Here is a 25,954-nt window from a genome sequence, read left to right on the forward strand (position 1 = left end):
GTAGGGAAGACGAATCCGGTCTTCGCGCACGTCGTCGACGACGAACGGGTACGCGCGCTTGGCGAAGCGCGTCAGGTTCTCGTCGTCGACCTCGCCGTGGTATGCGCGCTCGAAGCGGTCGAAGTCGTCTACGAGCTGGTCGAGACGCGTGAGGTCGAGGTCGCGGGCCTTCCGCGGGTTGAGCGCGAAGAAGTACCGAAGCACCTCGGGTTCGAGCAGTTCGAGCATCTCCGGGACGGTGACGATGTTCCCGGCCGACGAGGACAGCGCCTCGCCGTTGAGGGTGAACCACTCGTAGACCATCGGTACCGGCGGTTCGATTTCGAGGACGTTCTCGGCGATGTCCTTGCCGGAGGGCCACGACCCTTCGGCGTGGTCCTTACCGAACGGTTCGTGGTCGACGCCGAGGACCTGCCACTGCCCAGGCCACTCGAAGCGCCACGGCAACTTGCCCTCGCGGAACGTCGCCGTGCCTTCGTGGCCACAGCCGTCGATGGTGTTGTCGCCGACGGTCATGTCGGTACAGGCGTACTCGACGGTGCCCGCGTCGAGGTCGATGTCGGTGACCGTCTCGGTAATCTTCCCGCACTCGGCACAGACCGGGTTGAACGGGACGTAGTCGTCGTCGACCTTCGACTGGTACTCCGAGAGGACGTCGCGCGCCGTCTCGATGTTTTCGAGGACGTGCTCGACGACGGGGTCGAAGTCACCGTTTTCGTACATCTCGGTGTTCGACAGCATCTCGACGGGGACGCCGAGGCGGTCGGCGTCGGCCTTCAGCAGCGCCGCGAAGTGGGCGGCGTAGGAGTCGGTCTCACCGAACGGGTCCGGGATAGCGGTGTATGGCTTGCCGAGGTTGCGTCCGAGCGCGCCCGCATCGACTTCGCCGAGACCGACGATGTTCCCGTCTTCGTCGGCGAGCTTGCGCGGCAGCTTTCGGAGCGGGTCCTTGTCGTCACTGGTGAAGACCTGCCGAACCTCGTGGCCGCGTTCGCGGAGCACTTCGGCGACGAAGTACCCGCGCATGATTTCGTTGAAGTTGCCGAGGTGGGCGACACCGGACGGTGAGACGCCGCCTTTGATGACGATAGGCTCGTCGGGGCCGCGGGCCTCGATTTCGTCGGCGACGTCGTCGGCCCAGAAGTCGTGGAAGCCGTCGTCCTGTGCGTCCGTCTCGTCAGAAGGGTCCTCTGCGCTCATCTCACTGTGCCCAGTAGGTCGGTTCGTCGCCGCCCTCGGGGATGATATCGGTCCCGGTGTGCTCGCCACGGAGGACGGCCGGTTCGATTCGCTCGGGGTCCGTCCCGTCGAGGACGATGGTACGCATCTTCGCGCGCTCGATGAGTTTCGCTGCGAGGAGGTCCACAGGTGCCGACGAACCGGCGTTCATCTCGATGTCACCGATGACGTCGACGAGTTCGCTTGCCGTCATCTCCTCGAACTTCGTCGCGTCGTCGTCTTCGTTCGGGTCGGCGCTGAACACGCCGTCGACGCTGGTCGCGTAGACGAGCAGGTCGGCGTCGACGTACTCGGCGAGCGCGGCCGCGACGGCGTCGGTGGTCTGGCCGGGCATGACGCCGCCCATCACCGAGATGTCGCCACGACGGATGGCGTCGCCCGCGTCCTCGTAATCGTGGGGGACCTTGGGGTCGACCTGCGACCCGAGCGCCGCGATGAGGAGACGCGCGTTGATTCGCGTTACGTCGATTCCGATTTGGTCGAGTTGGACCTCGTTCGCGCCGAGGTCACGGGCGGCACCGATGTAGTCGCGGGCGACACCGCCGCCGCCGACGACCGCACCGATTTCGCACCCCTCTCGTGCTAGTGTTTCGACGACGGAGGCGTGCCCCTCGACGCGCCGGGCATCCAGGTTCGGCGCGAGTACGCTACCGCCGATGGAGATGACGACTCTCATTGCACACGGGTATCCGGGAGCGCATCTTAAGGGTTATCAAGTGCGAGACACCCGTGTCGAGGACTTTAAACCCTTCTCGCGGCCACTACCGGTATGCGACTCGTCACCGTGGAGACGATTACCCTCCTCGTCGTCGGGTGGATACTCGCGCTCGGGGCCCTCTTCGTCCGCCATCGACGCGGGGAGTTCGACCGCCGGAGCGGACTCAACTGGGCGCTCGTGGCGTGTTTCTCCGTCGGGTGGGCGCTCTGGCAGTACGACACACTCCCGGCGACGGCCGACACCACCCTCGGAGCAGTTGCGCCGTGGGTTGCGACTGCGTGTGGATTCGCTGGGTTCGGCATCGCCGTGTACCTCTACCGGACGCGACCGACCGGTCGCGACGAAACACCAGAAAGCGACGCGACGTCCGACACCGAGCCCGCACCCTCGGAGCACTCTTAAACCAGTTCGGACCGTCTCACCGGGTATGCAGGTACTCGGTGTCGTCGGGACAGGGGCAACGACGCTCTGTGAGCGACTCGCTTCGCGGCTCGACGGGCGCGTAGCAACCATTGAATCACTCCCAAGCGGTGAGGCCGACGAGAATCCCCCAGACGCGGTCGACGGGGCGTACGGGCTCACACCAGGTGGAAACTGGGTCGGTACCGGGTCGAAACGAACCCTCGACGAACTGCTCGACGAGGTGGCTTCGGAATACGACTACGCCCTCGTCTCTGGATTCCCGGAGACGACACTTCCGACGGTCGCACTCGGCGGCGTGGACGCCGAAAGCGTCGTGGCTGAAGCAGAGACGTTCAGCGACCTCGACCTCGACGAACTGGCCCACGAAATCGACGGGTTCGAACAGCGAATCACGCTCGACTCACTCGTCGAGCAGGTGAAACGAGACCCACGGGCCGATTACGCGGGCGCAATCGCCACCTTCACCGGCCGGGTTCGAGCAAAAGACAGCGAGGACGACCCACGGACGACCAGCCTCGAATTCGAGAAGTACGACGGCGTCGCCGAGTCGAAGATGGCGACGATTTCGGAGGAACTCGAAGGCAGAGACGGCGTCGAACGGGTTCTCATGCACCACCGAGTAGGTGTCATCGAAGACGGCGAAGACATCGTGTTCGTCGTCGTCCTCGCAGGGCACCGCGAAGAGGCGTTTCAGACCGTCGAAGACGGCATCAACCGGCTGAAAGACGAGGTTCCGATTTTCAAGAAAGAGACGACCGTCGAAGACCAGTTCTGGCGTCACGAACGCTGACCCTCTGTCTTCCCGACTGGTTGTCGGCCGGCGACGCGTCCGTCAGACATCGACCAACTACCAGATATTGTTGCCGCAAAACGCCCCCGAAATCGGGAGATTCAGGGGCATTTCACCCAGTATAGTATCGAGACGACTTTAGTCGAATAAATCACCAATAGGAGTTTCTAAAGAGTCTAAACGTCTCTAAAAGATTCGTAAAATGTACCGTTTTCGTCTATTCAGGCTGAAAGCGACCGAACTAATTCCAACGGTCCTTCCTTTATAACACCCCCAACAGGTATAGAGGTGAGTGAGGTGTATCAGATGAGCGCGACAGCAACTCCCTCCACAGACGGTAGCTCCAAAGAAGACCGACTCAAGCAGTATCTGGCCGACCGCGCGAAGGACGGCGAGATGTACTTCAAGAGCAAGTTCATCGCGGACGACGTCGGTCTCTCCCCCAAGGAAATCGGCGCGCTGATGGTCAAGCTTCGGGACTCCGCCACCGACCTGACCATCGAGAAGTGGTCGTACACGAGTGCGACGACATGGCGCGTCGAGACGGCCTAAGTGAGCTCGAAGCCCCCCCACAGGCTCGAACGCCCCCAGAGACACCACGTGTCCCCGCACAGACACTGTGTCCCCGCATAGCAACCGCGTGACCCCACTCACGCCCTGACTCCCAACATCACCATCTCACGCTCCGGCCCCGAATCCCCCACGGGGCCAGACTTCCCCAACCCCGTCGAGATGCCCCGTGATGCCCTCGACAGTTCGTTTTTCCAGCTGACCGAATACTGAGACCCGAGTGCCAGCAGTGCAGACCGCTCACGACAGTGTCGTCACGGGATTTATGCACGCTCCACCCGTAGCTCGCTTCAATGGAACAGTTCGAGTCGGCGGATAGCCCGCCGGTCGAAGTCCTCCAAACAGTCTTCGACGTTCACGAAACACGGACCGACGGCGACCGAATCATCTACTACGGTCAGTCGCTCGTCCCCGAGCAGATGCTCGTTCGCGAAGTCTGGGCCGACTTCCGCCATGCAGGCTACGAAGTGCAGGTCCAGACGTCTTCGATGGGCCGCGGTGACGTGGTTGTCGTCGAGCCAATCTCACCGGGTATTGACGGCGTCCCGTGGAAGAACGTGGTCCTCTTCTTCGCGACGATTCTCTCGACGCTGTTCGTCGGTGCGTACGCGTGGTACTACGTTCCGATGTCGGACCTCACCGCCAATCCGCTTCTCGCACTGCAGGCGTGGCCCTTTACCGCGGCCATTCTCGGCGTGCTCTCGGTTCACGAACTCGGCCACTACCTCGTGGGCAGGTACCACGGTGTCGACGTGTCGTTGCCGTACCTCATCCCCTTCATCTTCCCGTTCGGCACGTTAGGGGCGATTATCAGAATGCGCGGCCAGATGCCCGACCGAAAGGCGCTCTTCGACATCGGCGTCGCCGGGCCGCTCGCCGGACTCGCAGCCACAATCGTCGTCACTGCCATCGGACTCTCTCTCGAACCGATGACCGTCCCGCAGTGGGCGCTGTCAGGGTCTAGTGACGTCATCATATTCAACAACCCGCCGCTTTTGGACGCAATCGCGGCCGCACTCAACCAACCGACCGAGTACCCGGACCCGGGGACCACCGTCCACCCCGTCGTTATCGGCGGATGGGTTGGGATGTTCTTCACCGTCCTCAACTTGCTCCCGGTCGGCCAACTCGACGGCGGACACATGCTGCGGGCGATGCTCGGCGAACGACAGGAGTCGGTCGCAGCCGCGGTTCCGCTTTTCCTGTTCGGTATCGCCGGATACCTCCACTACGTGCGCAACATGGGTATCAACGATTCCGTCGGGCTCTGGTTCTTCTGGGGCCTCCTCTCGACGTTCATCGCGTACAACGGCCCGGCGAATCCAGTCGACGAGACGCCGCTCGGGCCGAAGCGCATCGCGGTCGGGGTCTTTACGTTCGCCCTCGGGGCGGCGTGTTTCCTCTTGGTCCCGATTCAGTTCATCCCCGCGTAGAACAGTTCTTGCTGCGGATTCTGGCTCAGGACCAGGTCCCGTGTTCCCGTCAGTCGCCGCCGTGAGTGTAGCCTCGGTCTGGAACCGAATCGCCATCGGCGACGACATCTGAACCGTCAGTGGCGCGTCCGACCACGGTGAGCGGCAGGTCGACCGCGTCACGGGCGGCGTCGAGTTCGGCTTCGGGAACCGTGAACACGAGTTCGAAGTCCTCGCCGAAGTACGTCGAGAGTTCTCTGCGGTCGGCGTCGTCGGTCGCGACCCCTCGGACAGCGTCGTGGACGGGGAGCGCGTCCCAGTCGAGGTCGAAACCACAGTTGCTCGCTTCTGCGAGTTGGTGGACCGAACGGGCGAGGCCGTCGCTCGAATCCATCATCGACGTGGCGAACTCGCGGAGTTCGACACCAGCGTGGACACGTGGAGTAAACTGGAAGAGGTCGTTCGCCCGTTCGGTGTCGCCCGATTCGAACAGTCTGACGGCGGCCGCCGACCGGCCGAGTTCGCCCGTCACACAGAGCAGGTCGCCCGGTCGCGCACCGGACCGAAGGACCGGGTCGTCGGTGCGGCCGATGGCGGTCGTCGCAGTCGTGAACTCCTGGTGGGTGTCCAAGTCGCCGCCGACGTATTCGGCGGAGACCGCGTCGCACACGTCCTGTGCCCCGTCGAGGAAGTCGGCGAGGTCGGTCTCGTCGAGTTCCGGGGCAGCGTAGACGGCGACGGCGCAGGTCGCCGTCGCGCCCATCGCCGCAACGTCCGAGAGTGAGGCACCGACCGCTCGCCAGCCCGCAGTGTAGCGGGTCGTCCCAGTCGGGAAGTCGGTCACTTCGTGGAGCATGTCGGTCGTGACCACTAACCCGTCGACGACGGCGGCGTCGTCGCCCGCGTCGGGGAGGTCCGCGGCGAGCATTCGCAAGGCGGTGCGCTCGTCCATACTCCCGAGGTGTAGCCGGGTGCGGAAATGTCCATCTATCCGGGGCGGTCGCTGCGACCGAAACCCGCCTCCGGGAGTCGAAACGCCGCCCCTAATCCGGTGGCTTAATGCCCGTCGTAGACGCACACCCGGCAGATGGCCCGCGAAAATATCCGCGCAACCCTCCTCGGCTTCGTCGGCGCATTCGTCGTCTTCGCCGTGTTGTTCTACTTCGCGGGCGTGGACGAACTCGTCGACCGGTTGACGATGGCCGAACCCGTCTTTCTCGCTGGTATCCTCGCGATTACGCTCGTGTGGCTGGCCTCGTGGGGAACGTCGCTGAAGACGGTACTCGGCGTGCTCGGTATCAGCATCTCCGTGCCCCGGTCGTTCCTCGTCTTCGCGGGCGCGATGTTCTCCAACAACATCACGCCGTTCGGGCAGGCTGGCGGCGAACCAGTCACTGCACTCCTCATCTCTCGGAGTACCGACACCGAGTACGAGACGGGACTGGCGGCAATCGCGAGTGTCGACACGCTCAACTTCGTGCCGTCTATCACTATCGCGCTCATCGGTGCCGGATACTACGCGACCGAAGTCACACTCGGACGCAACCTCGAAATCGCGCTCGTCGCGGTCATCGCGCTCGCTATCGGCGTGCCGGCGGCCGTGTACACAGCGTGGCAACGCCGGTACGAACTCGAACACCGCGTCATTCGAGCGCTCACGCCGGTTATCCGCACGATTGCCCGGTATATCCCCCGACTCACAGTGCCGACCGCAGACGGTATCGAACGCCGCATCAACGGGTTCTTCCGGTCTATCGAGCGCGTGGGCCGAAACCCCCGTGGGCTGGCAATCGCCCTCGGCCTCTCCGGGTTCGGCTGGTTCTGCCAGATGCTCGCCCTCTGGCTCGCGTTTCACGCCATCGGCGCGCCAATCGCGTTCTCTATCGCCCTGTTCGTCGTCCCGATTGGGGCGATTGCAGGCGTGACGCCGCTCCCGGGTGGCGCAGGTGGCATCGAGTGGACGCTGGCAATCCTCGTCGCGGCCGCGAGTTCGGCCGTCTCCTTCGACGTTGCGACTGCGGGCGTCGTCCTCTTCCGTGGCTTCATCTACTGGGTACCGACCCTCCTCGGCGGACTGGTGATGGGCGTCGAAAGTGCCCGCGGTCGACGGACCTGAAGCCGAGGCGTCGCCGAACCCGAACGCGCGAAATCGGGGGTGAGTCAGCCACACACGCCCGTCGGGCCGCACGAGCCTCCAACCGCCCGTATCGGGCGAATACGATGCCTTTAAACGCCGCGATTATGAACGAATAGCCATGGTAACCATCTATGACGTCCCGGCGGACGCCCTCATCGAAGAGGTCGCCGGACGACTCGAGGACCGTATCGAGCAACCCGACTGGATGGCCTTCGCAAAGACCGGCCAGACCCGAGAACTGCCCCCACAGCAGGACAACTTCTGGTTCATCCGCGGCGCGAGTCTGCTCCGCAAGGTCGCCATGAACGGCCCAGTCGGCGTCGACCGTCTCTCGACCGAGTACGGCGGCCGCAAGCGCGGTTCCAACCGCTACCGCGTCTCCGGCACGCACAGCGACTCCTCCGGGAAGAAGATCATCCGCACGCTCCTCCAGCAGCTCGAAGAGGAAGGCCTCATCGAGACCGCCAAGGGCGAGGGTCGCCGTATCACGGCCGAGGGGACGAGCTTCCTCGACAACGCCGCTTCTGACGTTCTCACGGACCTCGACCGTCCGGAACTCGAGCGCTACGCGTAGACGACGCCGATTCCTTCACCGAGTGTTCTTCTTCGCTGCGTATCACCGCCGAGAGCCGTCTGTGCACGGGTCCGTAATGGTTTTCAGATGTCAGACCGTGGCCTAGAGTATGAGTGGCAGCCCAGACGATGAGCGACTGGAGGAGCTTCGAAAAAAGAAGATGCAGGAGCTCCAAGAGCAGGCAGGTCAGCAGGGCTCGGCCGAACAACAGCAGGCCGAAGAAGCGGCCCAACAGCGCGCCGAGCAGCAGAAACAGGCGCTCCTGAAGCAGTATCTCACCGACGAAGCCCGCCAGCGACTCAACGCGGTCCAGATGTCCAAGCCGGACTTCGCCGAGAAGGTCGAACGGCAAATCGTCGCGCTCGCCCAGAGCGGTCGAATTCAGGGCCGCATCGACGACGACAAGATGAAGGCCCTGCTGAAGGAGCTCAAGCCCGAGTCCAAGAGCTTCAACATCCGACGCCGATAACGACGTGGACCTCGCGCTCCTCTACAGCGGCGGGAAAGACTCTTCTCTCGCCGCGCTGCTCCTCGATTCGTTCTACGACGTCACGCTCGTGACGGCGCACTTCGGCGTCACCGACGACTGGAAACACGCTAAAGATGCGGCCCTCGAACTCGGCTACGAGTTCGAGACGCTGGAACTCGACTCGGATGTCGCCGACGCGGCAGCCGAGCAGATGGTCGCCGACGGCTACCCCCGAAACGGGATTCAAGAAGTCCACGAACACGCGCTGGAATCGGTGTGCGGCCTCGACTTCGACGCCGTCGCCGACGGGACGCGCCGTGACGACAGAGTCCCGTCTATCTCGCGGGCGCAGGCACAGAGTCTCGAAGACCGACACGGCGTCGACTATCTCTCACCGCTTTCGGGGTTCGGCCGCAACGCGGTCGACCGCCTCGTCGAGACGCACCTCGACGTCGAAACCGGCCCCTCAGAGCAGATTCCGAAAGCCGACTACGAGGGCGAACTGCGTCGGCTCATCGCCGCCGAACACGGCCAAGAAGCCGTCGAAGAAGTGTTCCCGGACCACGTCCAGAGCTACGTTCACGGCCGACGGTAGACGGTCAAATCGACTCCGTCCGCTGCCGGAAGTCGCGTCGAGGCCCGTATCGCGTCGCTTTTCACCGCGTCTCTCTGGAGGTGAACCATGGACCCGGGAATCTTCTACTCCATTCTCGCGGCGTTCGTCTGGGGCGTCTACATCTTCGTGCTGAAGCGCTACTTCCCAGGGTACCCGGGTGCGGTCATTACCGTCGTCGTCAACGTCTTCGCCGTCGCGTGGTACCTGCCCGTGTCAGCGGTGACACTCGACCCCGCAACTGTGCCGTCGCTCGCAACAATCGGCGCGTCGGGCATCGCCATCGTGGCCGGAACCGCGGCACTCGTTGGAGTCGCGTTCATTCTGTTCGTCGACGCACTCGAATCTGGGGACGTGTCCTACGTCGCGCCGATAAACAAGCTCGTTCCGGTGTTCGTCCTTCCGATCGAGATTCTCTTCTTGAATCAGTTCCTCACGGGCCTGCAGGTCGCGGGCGTCGCGGTCGCGACCGCGGCCGTCTACGTGGCGAACTACGAAGGCGGGGCGCTCCTCGACCCCCTCCGACGAGCAGTTCGCTCCCGGCCTGCACAACTCGCACTGGCGAGTGCGGCCTGTTACGCCGCCAGCGACGTGGGAAAACGCGTTGCCCTGCAGGAACTCGCCATCCCGACGAGCGTGTTCGTCCCGGTGCTCTTCGCCGGAGCCGGTCTCGCAGTGCTTCCCGTCGCGCTCCGCAACTGGACCAGCGTTCGGGGCGACCTGCCGAAGTTCGCTGCAGCGGGCGCACTCGTCGCCCTCGGCGAGCACGTCACTTCGACGGCCTTCGGACTGGTGCCCGCGAGCATCGCGTCGCCCATCGTCAACACGCAAGCGGTCATTGCCGTCATCCTCGGCGGCGTCCTCCTCCGCGAAGCGCAGTTCGGCACGCGCCTCGCCGCCGCGTTCCTCGCCGTCGCGGGCGTCTCGCTCATCGCGATTGGTGACGTGAGCGGGTTGCTCGCGCTCTTCGGCTGACGTTCTGGCCGTCGCCGGTCACGACTGCCCGGAACAACAGGTTTCAAGCGGAGCCTTCGCCAACGAATGGGCATGTACGACCGACTCAAGGGCTTTCGTGATTTCTACCCCGAAGAGATGTCGGCTCGACGCGAGGTCACAGACACCGTCGAGACGACGGCCGCCCGCTATGGCTTCCGCGAGATTGGGACACCACACCTCGAACGGACCCAGATGTACGTCGATAAGTCCGGCGAGGAAATCGTCGAGGAGCTATACGCCTTCGAGGACAAAGGCGGCCGCGACATCTCGCTGACGCCCGAGCTAACGCCGACCGTCGCCCGAATGGTCGTCGCCAAGCAGCAGGCACTGTCGAAGCCCATCAAGTGGGTTTCGACCCGTCCGTTCTGGCGCTACGAGCAGGTCCAACAGGGACGCTTCCGCGAGTTCTACCAGACGAACGCCGACATCTTCGGCTCGACCGAACCCGAAGCCGACGCCGAGATTCTGGCCTTCGCGGCGGAGGCGCTGACCGACCTCGGACTCACCGCCGACGACTTCGAGTTCCGCGTCTCTCACCGCGACATTCTCGGTGGACTGCTGCGCTCGTTCGACGCCGACGTGGACGTGCGAGACGCCATCCGCGCCGTCGACAAATCCGAGAAGGTCGAACGCGAGGAGTACCTTGGGCTTCTGTCCGATGCGGGCCTCTCGTACGACCAGGCAGCCGAGTTCGCCGACCTGCTGGACCGCGGCGACCTCGACGAAATCGCCGACTTTGGCGGCGACGACGTCGCTTCGGCGGTCGAGAACCTCCAAAATGTCCTCGCGGCGGCCGAGGACTTCGGTGCTGGCGACTACTGCGAAGTGTCGCTGACGACCGCCCGCGGCCTCGATTACTACACGGGCGTCGTCTTCGAGTGCTTCGACTCGACAGGAGAGGTCTCGCGTGCCACCTTCGGTGGCGGACGCTACGACGACCTCATCGAGTCCTTCGGCGGGCAACCGACGCCTGCGGTCGGTGTCGCACTCGGCGACGCGACCCTCCAGCTTCTCTGCCAGCGCGCCGGTGTCTGGCCCGAGGAAGCGCTCTCGACGGATTACTACGTCCTGACCGTCGGCGACACCCGCGACGTTGCATCGCGTATCGCCCGCGACCTCCGCGCGTCGGGGAACGTCGTCGAGACGGACGTCGCCGGACGGAGTTTCGGTGCACAGATGTCCTACGCCGACTCCATCAACGCCGAGTCCGTCGTTATCGTCGGCGAGCGAGACCTCGAAAACGGCGAAGTGACTATCAAGGACATGGAGAGTGGCGACCAGACGACCGCGCCCGTCGACGACTTCCCCGGCGAGAGCGACGCGCCGACCTACGAAGACTACGAGTAGGCCCCGTCGCTGCGGCTCGAACGCCCCAAATTCTCGCCCACCGGGAGCCGCGAAGGGTCTTTTGTGCCACCCTCCCGTAGACACGCTCGAGATGTACGACACGATATTGGTCCCCATGGACGGGAGCGCCCCGAGCGACGTGGCACTGGAACGAGCCATCGACCTCGCAGACCGGATGGACGCGACGGTCCACGCGCTTTACGTCGTCGACGAGCGCGTCCTTCACGCGACGCAGTTGGACGCCGGTGGACTCATCCGAGCCTACGAGGACGAAGGCGAGCGAATCGTCTCCAAAGCAGTGGAGAAAGCGGAGGCAGCAGGCGTCGACGTCGTGACTGAGGTCCAACACGGAACGCCACACCGAACGATTCTCTCGTACGCCGAGGAATCCGGCGTCGACCTCATCGTGATGGGAACCCACGGTCGCCGCGGGCTGGAGCGCTATCTCATCGGGAGCGTCACAGAGCGCGTGCTCCGCCTGTCCGACGCGCCGGTGTTCACCGTCCGCGCCGAGGACTCGCCGGTCGAATCGGAGTAATCGTCGGTCGAAGTAGTGTCGCCGCCGGTCGAAGCAGAGTAATAGTCCGGCGAAGAACCCAGCCATATGCGTGCCTTCCGCGTCGCATACGATGGCCGCCCGTATCACGGGTTCCAGCGACAGCCTGACGTTCCAACCGTGGAAGACACTCTTCTCGACGCCTGCCGCACCCTCGGAATCTGCGATGCCGACGAGGTTCCAGTCGGCTACGCCGCCTCGGGCCGGACCGACGCGGGCGTCTCGGCGCTGGCTCAGACGGTCGCCTTCGAGTGCCCCGAGTGGTGTACGCCGCGGGCGCTGAACGCCGAACTCCCCGGAACGATTCGGGCGTGGGCGTCGGCCGATGTTCCCGACGACTTCCACGCCAGACACCATCCCTCCCGCCGGGAGTACGTCTACGACCTGCACGCCCCGAGCGAAGCCGTCGACGACGACCTCGCAGCAACCGTGTTCGACGAACTCTGCGGCGAGCACGACTTTCACAACCTCACGCCCGACGAGGTTGGAACCGTGCGGACACTCGACGGCGAGGTGTGGCGCGACGGCGACTTCCTCCTGTTCCGTATCGAAGCCGGTGGGTTCGCCCGCGAACTCGTCCGGCGCGTCGTCTCGCTCGTTCGAGCCATCGCGACGGGTGCCGCACCGAGAGAAAAGCTCGACCGCGTGTTCAGTTCCGAGCACCTACAGGGACCAGACGGCGTCCCGCCAGCACCGCCGACACCCCTCGTCCTCACGGCCGTCGACTACCCCGGCGTCGAGTTCGCGGTCGACACCGACGCGGCCGAGAGCGCAGTACAGGCGTTCGGCGAACGGGCGCTTGCCGACCGCATCGGGTGGCGCGTCGGAACGCGAATTCGTGACGGAATTTCGGAGCAATAGGCAGTTTGTAGCCCGGTCAATAGCACTCCCGAGTGGTTCGTGGACCTCATAGCAAGGCTATCTTCACTCCGGGGCGAGTGTCTCCACATGTGCTACGACGCTGTCATCTTTGACAACGACGGCGTACTGACCCGCCCGACCTTGCTGGAGGTCGAGCGCGAAGCGGTCCGACGGGCGTTCTCGGAGTTCGACGTCGACCCGACGACCGAAGCCGTCGATGGCGTCATCCACGGCGGACTCACGCGCTTGCGCCGCATCTGTCGCATCCACGACGTTCCCACCGACGAGTTTTGGACCAGCCACGAAGCCCACGCCGCGGCGGTGCAGCGCGACTGTCTGGAGAACGGCACGAAACCACTGTACAGTGACGTGCAGGCGCTCGACGACCTCGACCATCCACTCGCGGTCGTGAGCAACAACCAACACGAGACTATCGAACACATCCTCGACGTGTTCGACCTCACAGACCGATTCGAGGTGGCCTTCGGCCGTGAACCGACCGTCGAAGGAGCACGCGTGAAGAAGCCAGACCCCCACTACATCCAGCGCGCAATGGCCGAGTTAGGCGTCGAAAGCGCGCTCTACGTCGGCGACAGCAACGTGGACGTTGTCGCCGCCACCCGCGCCGGTATCGACTCGGCGTTCATCCGCCGCCCGCACCGTGACGGCTACAAACTCGCCGCCGACCCGACCTACGAACTCGACTCGCTGGACGAGTTGCCAGCGGTCTGTTGACCCGAATCGCCCCGCGGTTCCAACCGAACGCCGAGTAGTGTAAACGTAGCACTCGAGTGTCATTTTATGGGTGTTCCCGTCGTATCGTCGCGCATGGGAGAACTGGAGACTGAGGAGTTGATGAGTCGCGCAGAGATTGCAAACTACCTTCGGGAGTTCGCCGACCAACTCGACGGTGACGGGGACGTGTCGCTCGAACTCGACGGCCGAGGCGTGACGATGTCACCAGCCGAGCCGATTACGTTCAAGCTCGAAGGCGAATCGGACTGGTCGCAGGGCGACACCGAGGCCAAACAGAGCATCGAGTTCGAACTCGTGTGGTGGCGGGCGGCGACGACCGCCGAAGAAGGAGCGCTGAACGTCAAGAACGAGAGCGAGAGCGAAGAGTAGACCGGAAGTCACACGGTGTGATTCCGGAAGAGACAAGCCCAAATGGAATGACATTTTTTCATGGACGAGTCGACAGCGTGGAACGCAACTCTCCACATCGTGTTCGGGATTTTTCTGCTCAGTTTCGGAGGAGTCATCGGGTACGTTCTCAGCATTGGGGAAGGACTCTATGGCGTCGTGTTCGCCCTTTTCGTATTGGTGCCAGCGCTCGTCTTCGGTATTCACCGAATCGTCGTCGGTGTCGGGATTGTCATCGCAGCGTCGACGGCAAATGCGCTCGAACACGCAACCCCGACAGGCGTTGCCGGGTCGGAGCAAGATACCGGCAGTGGCGGGCCCAGCGCCGCCGACGATTGGTCACGCCCCACTGAGGATTAGTCCCAGCCAGTCGGCCAGATACCCGCCGCTTTCATCCCGACCTCGAAGTCTGCTTGCCGGAAGGCTGCGGCGAGGTCGTCGTCGTCGAGACGCGAGACAGCGCCAGCGGCGGCGTCGGACGCGAGTTCTCGGACGACCAGCGCGGTGAGCATCGCGTGCTCGCGGATGTTTCTCTCATCGACCTTGTCGCGGGTGTCGGCGTGGGTGTGGCCCCATCCCCGCCCGCGTTCGCCGCTGTCGCTGTGGAGTTGAACCGATGGGACGCCAGCCCGGACGAAGGGCCACTGGTCGCTGAACGGGTGTGGTTCCTCCTCGACGCGAATCGGGTGATTCGACTCGTCGGCGACGCGGGACACCACGGTTGCTGTCGATTCGGAGGCGTGAGTCATCGCCACAAGGTCACGGAATCGGCCCGCGCCGTCGACGTTGACGACCGCAGCGACGCTATCGAGGTCGAGGCGGTCGACGAGGTGTTCTGCGCCGGTCAATCCGAGTTCCTCCGCGCCGACGCCGACGACGCGAACGCCGAGCGGGAGGTCCATCGCCGCGAGGATTCTGGCGGCGGTGACGACAGTTGCGATGCCACAGCCATTGTCGAGCGCGCCCTCGGCGATATCGTGGGCGTCGTAATGGGCGCAGACGACGAGTTCGCGGTCGGTGTCGGGGCCGACGCGACCCTCGACGTTTCGGCTCTCGCCGGGCGTCGTCTCCGCGTCGATTGTGAGGCGGGCTTCACCGCCGCGTTCAGCGTAGTCGCGCAGCCAGTCACCGGTTTCCTTGCTCACCCCCGCAGCAGGGGCTGGTGCTTCCTCGTCGTACCGGAGCGCGCCGGTCGGCGGGAGTTGTCCGGGAACGTGGTTGACGAAGAGAAAGCCGACGGCACCGGCGTCGAGCGCGTAGCCGAACTTCTCCATCCGGTGGACGAATCGGCCGCCTGCGGGCGTCGTCGTGCTCGCCACGGCGAGTGCGCCATCGACGTCTTTCTCGTCAATTTCGTCCGGCGTCCCGTAGCCAACGTTCACGAGTGGTCCCGACACGTCTGCGGATGGCGCGTACGGGAGAGCAACAGCCTCGAACGAGCGGGAATCGGGGGCGGCCACAGTGAGTGTCGTCTTCCCGCGCGTCCAACACGCCATCTCGAAGGGGTCGTACTCCACGTCGCGGACACCGGCGTCTTCGAACGCCTCGGCGACGAGTTCGCCAGCGCGTCTGTCGCCGTCGGTCCCGGCCATTCGGTCGCCGAGCGCAGTCAGTCGCGAGAGAAACTCCCACGGTCGGTCGTCGGTCCACGTGCGAGCGAACACGTCGCGGGCCGCAGGGGAGATATCGTCCATGGACCATCCACTCGGCGTCGTCTCAAGTGACTTGCGCCGGTGCGTCTGAAACTCCAATAAAAGTGTTGCCCACAACCAATAACTAATTTGACGTGGTATCGGCGATTGCCATGCCAAAGTGTCAAAACTGCGAATCTTTTGTGACAGAAGGCTATGTCCGGGTGTTCGCACCCGCCGGCATGGAGAATCCACGAGTCTGCCCGCACTGCGAGGATATGGTACGCGACGGGGCACAGGTACGACAGGCGCGCGCGACGCGTCACTGAGGTCGATACCGCTCCCGGTTTCTCTCCGCCGCCGGCCGATTGACAAGGCTTACCAGCCGAGGGTGCGACCGACCCGATATGAGTTCGGTTCCCGAGCGGAGCGACATCGACGAGGAGTACAAGTGGGACCTCGACAGCATCTACACCACCGACGAGGAGTGGGAAGCAGCCTACGAGGAGGTCGCCGAGCGCATTCCCGAATTGGCGGCGTACGAAGGACAGGTTACCGACGACCCCGAGACGCTACTCGACCTCCTCGAGACGATGGAGTCGGTGCTCCGCGAGGTGTCGATGGTCGTCTCCTACGCGAACCTCCGCAGCAGTGAGGACACCCGAAATCAGGAGTATCAGGCGCAGTCAGCCCGCGCGCAGGCACTCGCGTCGAAGGCGCGAAGCGCCGTCAGCTACCTCGACCCCGAACTGCAGGAACTCGACTGGGACGACATCGAGGCGTTCATGGCCGAGGAACCGGCGCTGGAAGCCTACGAGCACTACTTCCACGACGTGCTGCGGGCGAAAGAACACACTCGCTCCGCCGAGGTCGAGGAAGTGCTCGCCGACCTCTCGGAAGTCACCGGCTCGCCGAGCGACATCTACTCGATGCTCGCCAACGCCGACATGGAGTTCCCGACGGTCGAAAAGCCGGACGGCGAATCTGTCGAAATCACGCAGGGCAACTTCACGAAACTCCAAAAGCACCCGAACCGCGAGTTCCGCAAAACCGTCCACGAGGATTTCTACGACCGCTGGGCGGACGTTCGAAATTCGGTCGGGGCGTCGCTCAAAAACAGCGTCAAGAAGGACGTGAAGACGGCGCGTATCCGCAACTACGAGACCGCTCGTGAGGCCGCACTCGACGGCCCCAACGTCCCGGTCGAAGTGTACGACAACCTCCTCGAAACCGTCCGCGACAACCTCGACCACCTGCAGCGCCACGCCGACCTAAAGCGGCAGGCCATCGGTGCCGACCAGTTGCAGATGTGGGACCTCTACGTCTCGTTGACCGGCGACCACGGCCCCGAGATTCCGTACGAGCAGGCGAAAGAGTACATCATCGAGGCTGTCGAACCGCTCGGCGAGGAGTATCAGTCGCGGATGGCCGAAGGCCTCGAAGACCGCTGGGTCGACGTGTACGAAAACCGCGGTAAGCGCGCCGGGGCGTTCTCCGCCGGCACCTACGACACCCAGCCGTTCATCATGATGAACTACCAGGACGACGCGGCGTCGATGTTCACGCTCGCGCACGAACTGGGTCACTCGATGCACTCGGAACTCGCACAGGAGGCCCAGCCGTGGCACGACGCCGACTACGAAATCTTCGTCGCAGAAGTCGCCTCCACGGTCAACGAGACGCTGCTGACCGAGTATCTCTTGGAGAACGTCGACGACGACGAACTTCGGATGCACGTCCTCGACGAATACCTCGAACGCTTCCGTTCGACGCTGTTCCGCCAGACGATGTTCGCGGACTTCGAACTTCAGATTCACGAGATTGCTGAAGAAGACGGCGCGCTCACGCCCGACCGATTCGACGAACTCTACGGCGAGGTCAAATCGACGTACTACGCCAACGCCGAGACGGACGACCACATCGCCCGCGAGTGGATGCGGATTCCGCACTTCTACTACAACTACTACGTCTACCAGTACGCGACTGGTATCTCTGCGGCCGCCGCAATCGTCGAACGAATCCGCGAAGAAGGAGAGTCCGCCGCGGCCGACTACCGCGACGCGCTCGCACTCGGCGGCAGCGAGTACCCCATCGACGTGCTGCAGACCGCCGGCGTCGATATGACCTCGCCCGAACCCATCGAAGACGCGATGGGCGTCTACGAGTCGTTCCTCGACGAAGCGGCGACGCTTCTGGACTTCGAGTAACGCCTCTCAGCCGAGGTGGACGACGTTCGCACGACCAGATGCGCTGTCGATGTGGACGTTGTACTCGCCGTCGTCGTCGCTCGCGGGGACGACCCACGTCGTCGACTGCTGAGACGGTGCGTCGACAACTGCGCCGTCGTGGCCGGTGAGTTCGAGTTTTTCCCGCGCGATTCGCTGTGCTTCGAGCGGTGAGTTCACCGACTGTTCGCCGTGCCCGAGTCGGAGCGTCATCACCGGGACAGACACCTTCCGACCGACGCGCTCTGCGACGCTTCCGTTGAGAAGCCGGTTGACACCTTCACGACCGTGTGTGCCCATCACGACGAGGTCAGCGCGCAGCGTGTCGGTGTACTCAGCGATAGTCTCGGCTGGGTCACCTTCCGCGACGGTCGTCTCGACCGGGATTCCGTGTTCGTCGGCGCGTTCGCGCGCCTCGTCGAGTGCGTGTCGCCCTCGGTCAGTGCCGACATCCTCTTCGTCGCCCGCTTTCTCAGCGGTGTTTTCGACGTAGAGTGCGTGAATCTCTGCGTCGGCTAACTTGGCGAGGCTGAGTGCGTGACTCACCGCACGGGCCGCTACTGAACTGCCATCGACTGGGACGAGAATGCGAGTGTACATTGTTGTCCTCCAGTCGAGATGTACGTCGAGTGGTCCGTAATAGCCGACTTCCGTTCCTATCTTTCGAGAATGGGAGTGCTGCCTAGCCACCGTGTGAACTGACGGCGACGAGAACGACAGAGACCATCACTACCAGAACTGTCGGAGTTCGGGAGGTGTCGAAGTTGCTACCCAGACGACACCGTCGAGTGGACTATCAGAAAGTGGGGAGTGGTGTCATATTCAAACAAAGACACCCACGACAGAATGAGCCAATTGGCAGACATTTTTGATTCACAACGCATCTATCCCAAATATTGAGGGCAGCAATATTGTGCTAAATACACACATCTAGCCAGAATGCTTGTGTATCAGAACGTTCTATCAGTAGACAGTTGGGGGAGACCATGAGCACCGAAATCAAGCCGAACGACCTTCAGTTGCTATTGGATGAAGACACAGACGTAGATGAGGTGGTCCTCGGGTTCAAGAAGAATGGGACGTTCCACGAACTCGTCACCATCGAACCGCCCCTCGACGTGTGCATCCGCCAGCACTGACGACGTCAATTCGCCATCACGGATTCGCCGCGAGGTACGTCACCGCGAGTTCGTGTAGCGCCGGGTGAGGAATCGCGTGCGGACGTGCTTGTTGCACGCGTGCGAGTGCATCGCTGAACCGAGTGTCTGATTCTGCCGCGAGTGCCGTCGCGAGGAGCGTACTGCTCCGCGAGATACCCGCCGTACAGTGAACTAACACACTCCCCGATTCGCGTCGGAGTCGACGAACAGTCTCGACGGCGCTCTCGAAGTCCTGCCAGTCGTTACCCGGCCCATCGACGAGCGGTCGGTGGTGCGTCGTCGCCGAATACGAGTTCTCCGTGGCCGACACCACGAAGTCGAAAGCGTGGTCGTGTGCCTCGGGGTCTGCGGCGTGTTTGTTGCCGAGAAAGAGGGCTTCGTCGCCGATGCGGCGGACGACGGGGTGTGGTTCGACGTAGCCGAACGGGCGGACGTGGAGGTCGCTTTCGGAGCTACCACCACTCGGGGGATTGGTCGGCATCGTGGACACTACCAGATTGGTGGCATCGGTATTACGTTTTAGATGTGGCTCGGTGTCAGTCGTGGGTGGAAACCCGGGCTGGGAGGGACTTGAACCTCACTCGCTCGCTTCGCTCGCTCCCTGGTTCAAGTCCCTCAGAGCCGTTTCACTCCTCACGTTGTTCGTCGTAGAAGCGGGCTGGGAGGGACTTGAACCCCCGACCGTCTGGTTAAAAGCCAGACGCTCTGCCTAACTGAGCTACCAGCCCTCGAACGCTCCTTAAGTGGGGATGCTGATAAGCGTTTATTTTCGTACCCAATCTGCTTTGTACCCCGTTGCCGTGTATCGACCATGGACCTTCGGGACTTTGTCGACACGCTCCTTCGGTTCGAAAGCGTCGAACGAGCCGAGGAGCCTGCACAGACGTGGGTCAAAAACCGTCTCGGCGAATTCGGGTTCGACACCTACGAGTGGACTGCCGACCCGCAGCAACTCGCCGAGCACCCGTCGTTTCCCGACGACCCGGTCGATATCGCCACGCGCGGTCGCCCGAGCGTCGCCGGTGTGTTCGAATTCGGCGACCCCGAGGCCGGACCGACACTCGTCCTGAACGGCCACGTCGACGTCGTCCCGGCGGACGCCGAGTTGTGGACGCACGACCCCTTCTTACCCCGGTGGGACGACGACGCCGGGACAGTCACCGCCCGTGGGGCGGCCGACATGAAGTCCGGTCTCGCCACGTGTGTCTTCGCGGCGCTCGACGTTCGCGACGCAGTCGAATCTGGCGACCTCGACCTCGACGGTCGACTCGTCGTCGAAAGCGTCGTCGGCGAAGAAGAAGGTGGTATCGGCGCGGCGGCGGCCGCGCTGGACAATCCCTATCCGTTCGAGCGGGATGCGGCGCTCGTCGCGGAGCCGACGCGACTGCAACCCATTCTCGCCACCGAGGGGTCGGTGATGAAGCGCCTGCGACTCACCGGCCGGAGCGCCCACGCGGCGTCGCGATGGCGCGGTGTGGACGTGCTGCCGAAGTTCGAGGCGATTCGACAGACGTTCTTCGAACTCGAATCGGAGCGATGTGAGACGGTGACGCATCCGCTGTACGACCATCCGATTCCGTGGCCCGTCTGCGTCGGGCGCGTCGAAGCCGGGTCGTGGGCATCGACCGTCGCCGGGACGCTGACCGCCGAGTGGCGGCTGGGGGTTGCACCCGGCGAGAGCGTCGCCGAAGTCGAACAACTGTTCGAAGAACGATTGGCCGAGGTCGTCGCGGACGACGAGTGGCTGTCCGAACACCCGCCGACGTTCGAGCGGTTTTCTATCCAGTTCGAAGCCGCCGAAGTGAGTCCGGACGAACCCGTCGTCGAAGCGGTCCAAAGCGCGCTTCGGGCGGTCGACCTCGACGACGACCCGGCTGGCGCGACCTATGGCGCGGACTCACGGCACTACGTCCACGCAGGAATTCCGACGGTGCTGTTCGGGCCGGGCGATATCGACCAGGCCCACTTCCCGGACGAGACGATTGCGTGGGACGAAGTCGAGACTGCTCGTGGCGTGATTGGAGACGCTGCGCGGCGCTTCCTTCAGTCGAAGTAGTCGTCGAGCGCGTCGGTGACGATAGTTCCGGGGTCAACGTCGTCCAGTGAGGCTTGGCGGCGAAGTTCGAGGTACACCGCCGGCGGGAGCGATACCTCGAGCGTCCCGAGGTCGACACCGTGGGCCTCCAGCACCTCCGTCGCCGACTGGCCGTTGTTGATTTCACTGGCGAGTCGTCGGACCTCTCGGACGGTCAATCCCGCGTCGAGCGTCGCCCACGCGAGGTGGAGTCGCGCGTCGCCCGAGACGCGGGCGATGTGCTTCGCGGCGGTCGGTGCAATCCGGCCGCGCGCGACGTGGCGACGGACCGACTGCGGCAGGTCGTGGACGCGCGCCCACTTTCGGATGAACGAGACCGAAACGTCACCACCGGCGCGTTCTGCGGCGCGTTTGTACGAGCCGACACCGCGAACGAGGGCGGCACAGGCGGCCGCCCCGCGAAGCATCAACACGTGGTCGTCGCCCGCCGAAGACTCGGCAAACGACCGAACCGTTCGAGCGGCCTCTGCGACGCTCTCGGGGTCGTCAGGGTCGAAGCCAACCGCCTCGGAGGCCCGTTCGCCCGTCACGGCGGGGTCGCCACGGACGACGGGGGCACCGACCGGTTCGGCACGGTCAGCCCGGACTCGGTGCGTCCCGCGGCGTTCGTCGTTCGTCATCTACAAACAGGTTTTGCGCTCTCGGATAAAAACATCACCCCGACTGGCGAGATTCGCGCGAGAGCGGCTATTCGTCTCTGGATTCCGAAAGATGCGACCAGATTTCCGTACATCCAGCGCCGTCTTCGAGGTCTTTGAGGTGGGCGGCCGGGTCGATGTCTTCGTCTTCGTCGTGAAGTTCCTGTTCCGCGTCGACGTCTGAGTCTGTTTCTGGTTCTAATTCGGCGTTTGTCATTCGTCGTCCTCCGTTGGTTCGAACAGTTCGGGGGCCGCGTCGGCGGAGGCGTGTTGTCGGGCAGCGCTGGGGCGGTCACTCATCATCCCTCCGTAACGAGGGCACACCCATAAGCCAATCCGCACCTGTAACGTGTACCCGTACTCCCGGGTACCGGAACCGCTTGCCACTATCTCATACGGCCGAAATCAGGCAAAACCACCCGACACCGACGGAGAACCGACAGCTATCGTCGTCGTGTTCCGAAGCGTGGATTGCGGCCGTCGTCTGGCATAGGTACCTGCGTTCCCAAAGCTGGTGTATGAGTGTTTCTCTGCGCGTGCTCGACGATGGCGCGTGGGTCTCGGTAAACGACAGTCGGCAAGTGAGTGTGAGCGAACTCTGGCGTCTCGACGCCCCGGAGTTCTGCTCGTGTACGGTTCCCGACTTCGTCGTCGAGAACTTCCAGTCAGTCGGCGTCGACGGCCGAACCATCACGGCCAACGTCTACGGCCAGTGCATCCAGTGCGGCGAGACCGGCGTCCCCGGCTGGATTCCAGTTGGCCGACTCAAGAACGGCGAATACGTCGATTTAGACCGCGAGAACGTCGTTCTCCCGGCTCACGACGGCCACGAGAACTAGGCTGCAATTGTTGCCGCTTTTAGGCAGCACCGGGAAGGGTTGACGGTACGCTCGGGGCCTTACGTGGGGGAACACATGGGTACTCGTACGAATGCCCACGGACGTCGAGCGCTGGAAATCAGAGGTTTACGGTAACGAGATACGAGAGCATCTGTTCGAGTTCGCAGAAGAAGGCTGGGACTCCATCCCGGAAGACGAACGGGATGCGTGGTTCGAGCGCTTCAAATGGTGGGGACTGTACCACCAGCGGAGCGGTCAGGAGTCGTACTTCATGCTCCGCATCGGGACGCCGAACGGCCGTCTCGACCCCGGCCAACTCCGCGTCGTCGGCGAAGTCGCAAAGGAGTACGCGACCGGCCCGGGGACGAACCCCATCTTCGGTGACGCCTACGCCGACATCACGACCCGACAGGCCATCCAGCTGCACTGGATAAAACTCGAAGACGTCCCGGACCTCTTCGAGAAACTCGAAGCGAACGGGCTGACCGCCCAGCAGGCGTGTGGTGACTCCTGGCGGAACATCGTCGGCAACCCGATGGCTGGCAACGACGCCGAAGAGATAATCGACGCGTGGCCCGTCATCAAGGAACTCAACGAGACGTTCAAAGGAGACGACGACCACTCGAACCTCCCGCGGAAGTGGAAGGTCTCTGTGGCGGGGTCGGCCGACGGCTCCGGTCAGGGAGACATCAACGACCTCGCTCTCGAACCGGCGTACAAGGAAATCGATGGCGAGCGCACGGTCGGCTTCAACGTCCGCGTCGGCGGCGGCCTCGCCCGCAACGAGCCGCGACACGCCCGCGACATCGACGTGTGGGTCGCACCCGAAGACGCCGCGGCGGTCTCTGGCGGTCTGTCGGCGCTCTTCCGCGACCACGGCGACCGCGAGAATCGGTACAACGCCCGCATCAAGTTCCTCGTCGACGAGTGGGGAACCGAGAAGGTCCGCGAAGTCCTCCAAGAGGACTACGTGGACTTCGAACTGGAGACCGCGGGCGAAGACGTGCGCGACCAGTACACCTACAACGCCGGTGGCGACGGTCGCAACGACCTCGTCGGCATCCACAAGCAGAAAGACGGGAAGAACTTCGTCGGCCTGAACGTCCTCGTCGGCCGCATGGGCGCAGACGACGTGCTCGAACTCGCCGACCTTGCCGAGAAGTACGGCTCCGGCGCGGCCCGTCTAACCCAGCGTCAGAACATCATCATCCCGGACGTGCCGGACGAGGAGCTCGACGAGTTCCTCTCCGAGGACCTGCTGGACCACTACTCGCCGGACCCCTCGCCGTTCATGCGCGGCTCTGTCGCCTGTACGGGCACCGAGTTCTGTTCGCTCTCCATCGTGGAGACGAAGAACCGCCAGGTTCGCTTCGCGCGCTGGCTGAAGGAGAACGTCGAACTCCCGGAGGGTATCGACCAGTTCCACATCCACCTCTCGGGCTGCACGGCCTCGTGCGCCCAGCCCCAGATTGCGGATGTCAGTCTCCGCGGTATGAAGACCCGCAAAAACGGGGACCCGGTCGAAGCGCTCGACATCGGTCTCGGCGGCGGCCTCGGCGAAGAACCGCAGTTCGCCCGCTGGGTCACCCAGCGCGTCCCCGTGGACGAGGTTCCCGGCGCAATCAAGAACCTCCTCGCGTCCTTCGAGGAACTCCGCGAGGGCGACGAGACGTTCCGTGACTTCATCCAGCGTCACGACGACGACGAACTCGCGGACCTCGTCGAACCCGAAGAGACCAGCTACGAGGACCCGATGATGCACAACACGAAGCGCACGTGGTACCCGTACGCCGAAGAAGACAGCCTCGACGCCGGCCCTGCGCCGACCCACGCCGACGGCACGCCAATCACGAGCGACGACTGACGACGGCTCCGGGGCGTTCGTTTCGCTCGTTTCTGTACCCTGCCAGCTATCTACGACCACACCGAACTTCCATCCATGCCAGACCGAATCTTGAAGGTCAACGCCTACACGACCCTCGACCTCGTCGACGGGACGGCGAAGGGCCACGACTTCGAAGAGTCGGCGTTCGCGGTCCTCAACGTCACCTCACCGCGGAAGAACCCCGACGAAATCACGCTCGAACTCGAACTCGACGGAACACAACTGGAGTCGCTTCCCACGCACGCCGACCGCGTCACGCTCTCTCCCGAAGACGCCCGGAAAGTCGCTGCCGACCTCGAAAAACACGCCGACCGCGTCGAAGCGACGCAAGACGACTGACCGCGGCGGCCGGGTTTCGGCCGTAGGCTTCTCTAGGCGAGCCACGAGCCGAGAGCGTCTGCCACGCGAGCGCGAACCCCAACGAGGTGGCGGCGAGGGAAGAAGGTGAGATAACTCGGCCCACGGTAAACAAAACCATGGTACTCAGTAGACTGATTTCGCGCCATATTACACCAATCTGCCCACGAAGTAGTTGTTCGTACATCCACAGACGTAATCGGTAGACATATGGGTAACAGGCGAACAGTAATGAACGTGTTAGCGATGACGCCTCAACGCCGTCCACGCATCGCGCGTCGACCGCACACGACCTCCCGCGCTCACCCGGCAAATCGAACGCCGGTCACAGCGCGGGGGGTGGTGGCGTGAGCAGTCGTCGAACCTTCGTCCTCTTCGTCGCCGCGGCGGTGCTGTTCGGCACCTCGTTCGTCGGTATCAAGGCTGCACTCGGCCCGGTGCCGCCGGTGCTCTTCGCGGCCTTCCGCGTCGATGTCGCCGCCGTATCTCTCCTCGCGCTCGTCGCCGCCCGTGGCGGCTACTGGATACCACGGAACCGCGCCGACGTGCTCGGTATCGTCGCCAGCGCCGCGTTCGTCCTCGGCGCGAACAACGTGCTTCTCTTCCTCGGCCAGCAGCACGCGACGACCGGCGCGGCCGCGGTTATGTACAGTTTCGTCCCAGTCGCCTCCCCGGTGTTCGCCGTCTTACTCCTCGACGACGAGCGCGTAACTGCGTTCGACAGCGCCGGTATCGTGCTCGGACTGCTCGGTGTCGTCGTCATCGTCGGCCCCGGAAGCGTCCTCAGTGGCGGGGCGGGAAGCATCGGACAGGCGCTCGTCTTCGGCGCGGCGGTCTCGGTCGCGCTCGGGACGGTCCTCATGAAACGTGTCGGCCCGACTATCGGGACGATTCCGCTGACTGCGTGGGCGATGGCGCTCGCCGCAGTCGGCATCCACGCGGTGAGCCTCGGACTGGGCGAGTCGCCCGCGCAGGTTCCGTGGTCACCGACCATCGTCGCGGCCATCCTCTACGTCGGGATGCCCGCGACCGCCGCGGCCTATCCAGTGTATTTCGCGCTGCTTTCAGAAGCCGGTCCGGTCCGCGGCAACCTCGTCGCCTATGCGGTCCCGGTCGTCGCGACCCTCGCGGGATGGGCGTTCCTCGGTGAAACCATCTCGGCAGCGACGATACTCGGCTTCGGCGTGATTCTCACCGGCTTCCTCGTCGTCCAGCGCGAGTCGGTGTTGCGACTCGTCGGCTGGGAGACGGGGTCCGTCGTGGACGCCGAGTAGGG

31 protein-coding genes and 1 tRNA gene are annotated in these 25,954 nt (G+C 63.8%); 23 read left to right on the forward strand and 9 right to left on the reverse strand.

The features are described from left to right. Positions 1-1,200, reverse strand: a 1,200-nt coding sequence (gene lysS / locus C453_RS17945) for a lysine--tRNA ligase (RefSeq protein ID WP_008326796.1), incomplete at its 3' end; no start/stop codon positions are given. Position 1,201: 1 nt separating this feature from the next. Then, the gene (gene pyrH / locus C453_RS17950) at positions 1,202-1,915 is read right to left on the reverse strand and encodes a UMP kinase (protein ID WP_008326797.1); all 714 of its coding nucleotides are present in this window, start codon (positions 1,913-1,915) and stop codon (positions 1,202-1,204) included. Positions 1,916-2,008: 93 nt separating this feature from the next. On the opposite strand from pyrH, the gene C453_RS17955 reads away from it, so the two are divergent. From C453_RS17955 to C453_RS17970, 4 genes are all read left to right on the forward strand, one after another. Further along, positions 2,009-2,359 (forward strand): hypothetical protein, encoded by a 351-nt coding sequence (locus C453_RS17955; RefSeq protein ID WP_008326798.1) that lies wholly within the window; start codon positions 2,009-2,011, stop codon positions 2,357-2,359. A gap of 25 nt (positions 2,360-2,384) precedes the next feature. After that, on the forward strand, positions 2,385-3,170 hold the full coding sequence (locus tag C453_RS17960) for a molybdopterin synthase (RefSeq protein WP_008326799.1): 786 nt from the start codon (positions 2,385-2,387) through the stop codon (positions 3,168-3,170). 306 nt (positions 3,171-3,476) lie between these two features. Further along, positions 3,477-3,722, forward strand: coding sequence for a DUF7123 family protein (locus tag C453_RS17965; protein WP_007541556.1), 246 nt, complete (start codon positions 3,477-3,479; stop codon positions 3,720-3,722). A 311-nt stretch (positions 3,723-4,033) separates the two neighbouring features. Next, on the forward strand, positions 4,034-5,173 hold the full coding sequence (locus tag C453_RS17970; RefSeq protein WP_008326800.1) for a site-2 protease family protein: 1,140 nt from the start codon (positions 4,034-4,036) through the stop codon (positions 5,171-5,173). 49 nt (positions 5,174-5,222) lie between these two features. Here C453_RS17970 and thiL read toward each other — a convergent pair whose 3' ends face one another. Further along, on the reverse strand, positions 5,223-6,104 hold the full coding sequence (gene thiL, locus C453_RS17975; protein WP_008326801.1) for a thiamine-phosphate kinase: 882 nt from the start codon (positions 6,102-6,104) through the stop codon (positions 5,223-5,225). A 135-nt stretch (positions 6,105-6,239) separates the two neighbouring features. On the opposite strand from thiL, the gene C453_RS17980 reads away from it, so the two are divergent. From C453_RS17980 to C453_RS18030, 11 genes are all read left to right on the forward strand, one after another. Then, positions 6,240-7,268, forward strand: coding sequence for a lysylphosphatidylglycerol synthase transmembrane domain-containing protein (locus C453_RS17980; protein WP_008326802.1), 1,029 nt, complete (start codon positions 6,240-6,242; stop codon positions 7,266-7,268). Positions 7,269-7,407: 139 nt separating this feature from the next. Beyond that, on the forward strand, positions 7,408-7,863 hold the full coding sequence (locus C453_RS17985; RefSeq protein ID WP_008326803.1) for a 30S ribosomal protein S19e: 456 nt from the start codon (positions 7,408-7,410) through the stop codon (positions 7,861-7,863). Positions 7,864-7,972: 109 nt separating this feature from the next. Next, on the forward strand, positions 7,973-8,332 hold the full coding sequence (locus C453_RS17990; protein WP_007541546.1) for a DNA-binding protein: 360 nt from the start codon (positions 7,973-7,975) through the stop codon (positions 8,330-8,332). Positions 8,333-8,336: 4 nt separating this feature from the next. Continuing rightward, entirely contained in the window at positions 8,337-8,927 is a 591-nt protein-coding gene (locus C453_RS17995; RefSeq protein ID WP_008326804.1) for a DUF7411 family protein, read from the forward strand. An 87-nt stretch (positions 8,928-9,014) separates the two neighbouring features. After that, on the forward strand, positions 9,015-9,920 hold the full coding sequence (locus tag C453_RS18000) for an EamA family transporter (protein WP_008326805.1): 906 nt from the start codon (positions 9,015-9,017) through the stop codon (positions 9,918-9,920). Positions 9,921-9,992: 72 nt separating this feature from the next. Next, entirely contained in the window at positions 9,993-11,288 is a 1,296-nt protein-coding gene (gene hisS, locus C453_RS18005) for a histidine--tRNA ligase (RefSeq protein WP_008326806.1), read from the forward strand. A gap of 91 nt (positions 11,289-11,379) precedes the next feature. After that, positions 11,380-11,826 (forward strand): universal stress protein, encoded by a 447-nt coding sequence (locus C453_RS18010; protein WP_049907886.1) that lies wholly within the window; start codon positions 11,380-11,382, stop codon positions 11,824-11,826. A 66-nt stretch (positions 11,827-11,892) separates the two neighbouring features. Next, a complete protein-coding gene (gene truA, locus C453_RS18015; protein ID WP_008326808.1) occupies positions 11,893-12,705 on the forward strand; it encodes a tRNA pseudouridine(38-40) synthase TruA in 813 nt (270 codons plus the stop codon). Between the two features lie 87 nt (positions 12,706-12,792). After that, complete coding sequence (locus C453_RS18020) at positions 12,793-13,440, forward strand: HAD family hydrolase (RefSeq protein WP_008326809.1); 648 nt, start codon at positions 12,793-12,795, stop codon at positions 13,438-13,440. A gap of 93 nt (positions 13,441-13,533) precedes the next feature. After that, positions 13,534-13,830, forward strand: a complete 297-nt coding sequence (locus tag C453_RS18025; RefSeq protein ID WP_008326810.1) for an amphi-Trp domain-containing protein — start codon at positions 13,534-13,536, stop codon at positions 13,828-13,830. Between the two features lie 60 nt (positions 13,831-13,890). Then, positions 13,891-14,208 carry a hypothetical protein gene (locus tag C453_RS18030; RefSeq protein WP_008326811.1) on the forward strand — a complete coding sequence of 106 codons (318 nt, stop codon included), beginning with the start codon at positions 13,891-13,893 and terminating at the stop codon, positions 14,206-14,208. On the opposite strand, the gene C453_RS18035 is transcribed toward C453_RS18030, so the two are convergent. Continuing rightward, complete coding sequence (locus C453_RS18035) at positions 14,205-15,542, reverse strand: M28 family metallopeptidase (RefSeq protein ID WP_008326813.1); 1,338 nt, start codon at positions 15,540-15,542, stop codon at positions 14,205-14,207. The genes C453_RS18030 and C453_RS18035 overlap by 4 nt on opposite strands. A 110-nt stretch (positions 15,543-15,652) precedes the next feature. Between C453_RS18035 and C453_RS21150 the strand changes: the two genes are divergently transcribed. Beyond that, entirely contained in the window at positions 15,653-15,808 is a 156-nt protein-coding gene (locus tag C453_RS21150; protein WP_425499537.1) for a DUF7563 family protein, read from the forward strand. 78 nt (positions 15,809-15,886) lie between these two features. Then, positions 15,887-17,686, forward strand: coding sequence for an oligoendopeptidase F (pepF, locus tag C453_RS18040; protein ID WP_008326824.1), 1,800 nt, complete (start codon positions 15,887-15,889; stop codon positions 17,684-17,686). Between the two features lie 6 nt (positions 17,687-17,692). On the opposite strand, the gene C453_RS18045 is transcribed toward pepF, so the two are convergent. Then, positions 17,693-18,304, reverse strand: coding sequence for a universal stress protein (locus C453_RS18045; protein WP_008326833.1), 612 nt, complete (start codon positions 18,302-18,304; stop codon positions 17,693-17,695). Between the two features lie 386 nt (positions 18,305-18,690). Here C453_RS18045 and C453_RS20265 point away from each other — a divergent pair, with 386 nt between their 5' ends. Further along, entirely contained in the window at positions 18,691-18,843 is a 153-nt protein-coding gene (locus C453_RS20265) for a hypothetical protein (protein WP_160163415.1), read from the forward strand. Positions 18,844-18,859: 16 nt separating this feature from the next. Here C453_RS20265 and C453_RS18050 read toward each other — a convergent pair whose 3' ends face one another. Together C453_RS18050 and C453_RS18055 are read right to left on the reverse strand one after the other, a co-directional pair. Further along, complete coding sequence (locus tag C453_RS18050) at positions 18,860-19,345, reverse strand: protein-tyrosine phosphatase family protein (RefSeq protein ID WP_008326834.1); 486 nt, start codon at positions 19,343-19,345, stop codon at positions 18,860-18,862. 173 nt (positions 19,346-19,518) lie between these two features. Continuing rightward, positions 19,519-19,592: transfer RNA gene (locus tag C453_RS18055), tRNA-Lys, on the reverse strand. Between the two features lie 83 nt (positions 19,593-19,675). Between C453_RS18055 and C453_RS18060 the strand changes: the two genes are divergently transcribed. Continuing rightward, positions 19,676-20,920, forward strand: coding sequence for a M20/M25/M40 family metallo-hydrolase (locus C453_RS18060; RefSeq protein ID WP_008326835.1), 1,245 nt, complete (start codon positions 19,676-19,678; stop codon positions 20,918-20,920). Here C453_RS18060 and C453_RS18065 read toward each other — a convergent pair. Further along, positions 20,908-21,579 (reverse strand): DUF7119 family protein, encoded by a 672-nt coding sequence (locus C453_RS18065; protein WP_008326836.1) that lies wholly within the window; start codon positions 21,577-21,579, stop codon positions 20,908-20,910. The two genes, C453_RS18060 and C453_RS18065, sit on opposite strands and share 13 nt — an antisense overlap. A gap of 67 nt (positions 21,580-21,646) precedes the next feature. After that, entirely contained in the window at positions 21,647-21,814 is a 168-nt protein-coding gene (locus tag C453_RS20505; protein WP_008326837.1) for a hypothetical protein, read from the reverse strand. Between the two features lie 301 nt (positions 21,815-22,115). Here C453_RS20505 and C453_RS18070 point away from each other — a divergent pair, with 301 nt between their 5' ends. From C453_RS18070 to C453_RS18085, 4 genes are all read left to right on the forward strand, one after another. After that, the gene (locus C453_RS18070; protein WP_008326845.1) at positions 22,116-22,436 is read left to right on the forward strand and encodes a hypothetical protein; all 321 of its coding nucleotides are present in this window, start codon (positions 22,116-22,118) and stop codon (positions 22,434-22,436) included. A gap of 91 nt (positions 22,437-22,527) precedes the next feature. After that, positions 22,528-24,300, forward strand: coding sequence for a nitrite/sulfite reductase (locus C453_RS18075; protein WP_008326846.1), 1,773 nt, complete (start codon positions 22,528-22,530; stop codon positions 24,298-24,300). 75 nt (positions 24,301-24,375) lie between these two features. Further along, positions 24,376-24,660 carry a DUF6360 family protein gene (locus C453_RS18080; RefSeq protein ID WP_008326847.1) on the forward strand — a complete coding sequence of 95 codons (285 nt, stop codon included), beginning with the start codon at positions 24,376-24,378 and terminating at the stop codon, positions 24,658-24,660. Between the two features lie 365 nt (positions 24,661-25,025). Next, the gene (locus C453_RS18085; protein WP_008326848.1) at positions 25,026-25,952 is read left to right on the forward strand and encodes a DMT family transporter; all 927 of its coding nucleotides are present in this window, start codon (positions 25,026-25,028) and stop codon (positions 25,950-25,952) included. Positions 25,953-25,954: the final 2 nt, after the last annotated feature.

The organism is Haloferax elongans ATCC BAA-1513 (assembly GCF_000336755.1).
GTDB lineage: Archaea > Halobacteriota > Halobacteria > Halobacteriales > Haloferacaceae > Haloferax > Haloferax elongans.

Coding starts and splice junctions, on each gene's coding strand:
- C453_RS17965 (WP_007541556.1), top strand. CDS start 3,477: ATGAGCGCGACAGCAACTCCCTCCACAGACGGTAGCTCCAAAGAAGAC.
- C453_RS18080 (WP_008326847.1), top strand. CDS start 24,376: ATGCCAGACCGAATCTTGAAGGTCAACGCCTACACGACCCTCGACCTC.
- C453_RS20505 (WP_008326837.1), bottom strand. CDS start 21,814: ATGACAAACGCCGAATTAGAACCAGAAACAGACTCAGACGTCGACGCG.
- C453_RS20265 (WP_160163415.1), top strand. CDS start 18,691: ATGAGCACCGAAATCAAGCCGAACGACCTTCAGTTGCTATTGGATGAA.
- C453_RS18045 (WP_008326833.1), bottom strand. CDS start 18,304: ATGTACACTCGCATTCTCGTCCCAGTCGATGGCAGTTCAGTAGCGGCC.
- C453_RS18065 (WP_008326836.1), bottom strand. CDS start 21,579: ATGACGAACGACGAACGCCGCGGGACGCACCGAGTCCGGGCTGACCGT.
- pyrH (WP_008326797.1), bottom strand. CDS start 1,915: ATGAGAGTCGTCATCTCCATCGGCGGTAGCGTACTCGCGCCGAACCTG.
- C453_RS18030 (WP_008326811.1), top strand. CDS start 13,891: ATGGACGAGTCGACAGCGTGGAACGCAACTCTCCACATCGTGTTCGGG.
- C453_RS17955 (WP_008326798.1), top strand. CDS start 2,009: ATGCGACTCGTCACCGTGGAGACGATTACCCTCCTCGTCGTCGGGTGG.
- C453_RS18050 (WP_008326834.1), bottom strand. CDS start 19,345: ATGCCGACCAATCCCCCGAGTGGTGGTAGCTCCGAAAGCGACCTCCAC.
- C453_RS18025 (WP_008326810.1), top strand. CDS start 13,534: ATGGGAGAACTGGAGACTGAGGAGTTGATGAGTCGCGCAGAGATTGCA.
- hisS (WP_008326806.1), top strand. CDS start 9,993: ATGTACGACCGACTCAAGGGCTTTCGTGATTTCTACCCCGAAGAGATG.
- thiL (WP_008326801.1), bottom strand. CDS start 6,104: ATGGACGAGCGCACCGCCTTGCGAATGCTCGCCGCGGACCTCCCCGAC.
- truA (WP_008326808.1), top strand. CDS start 11,893: ATGCGTGCCTTCCGCGTCGCATACGATGGCCGCCCGTATCACGGGTTC.
- C453_RS21150 (WP_425499537.1), top strand. CDS start 15,653: ATGCCAAAGTGTCAAAACTGCGAATCTTTTGTGACAGAAGGCTATGTC.
- C453_RS18060 (WP_008326835.1), top strand. CDS start 19,676: ATGGACCTTCGGGACTTTGTCGACACGCTCCTTCGGTTCGAAAGCGTC.
- C453_RS17960 (WP_008326799.1), top strand. CDS start 2,385: ATGCAGGTACTCGGTGTCGTCGGGACAGGGGCAACGACGCTCTGTGAG.
- pepF (WP_008326824.1), top strand. CDS start 15,887: ATGAGTTCGGTTCCCGAGCGGAGCGACATCGACGAGGAGTACAAGTGG.
- C453_RS17985 (WP_008326803.1), top strand. CDS start 7,408: ATGGTAACCATCTATGACGTCCCGGCGGACGCCCTCATCGAAGAGGTC.
- C453_RS17990 (WP_007541546.1), top strand. CDS start 7,973: ATGAGTGGCAGCCCAGACGATGAGCGACTGGAGGAGCTTCGAAAAAAG.
- C453_RS18075 (WP_008326846.1), top strand. CDS start 22,528: ATGCCCACGGACGTCGAGCGCTGGAAATCAGAGGTTTACGGTAACGAG.
- C453_RS17980 (WP_008326802.1), top strand. CDS start 6,240: ATGGCCCGCGAAAATATCCGCGCAACCCTCCTCGGCTTCGTCGGCGCA.
- C453_RS18020 (WP_008326809.1), top strand. CDS start 12,793: ATGTGCTACGACGCTGTCATCTTTGACAACGACGGCGTACTGACCCGC.
- C453_RS18010 (WP_049907886.1), top strand. CDS start 11,380: ATGTACGACACGATATTGGTCCCCATGGACGGGAGCGCCCCGAGCGAC.
- C453_RS18070 (WP_008326845.1), top strand. CDS start 22,116: ATGAGTGTTTCTCTGCGCGTGCTCGACGATGGCGCGTGGGTCTCGGTA.
- C453_RS17970 (WP_008326800.1), top strand. CDS start 4,034: ATGGAACAGTTCGAGTCGGCGGATAGCCCGCCGGTCGAAGTCCTCCAA.
- C453_RS18035 (WP_008326813.1), bottom strand. CDS start 15,542: ATGGACGATATCTCCCCTGCGGCCCGCGACGTGTTCGCTCGCACGTGG.
- C453_RS18000 (WP_008326805.1), top strand. CDS start 9,015: ATGGACCCGGGAATCTTCTACTCCATTCTCGCGGCGTTCGTCTGGGGC.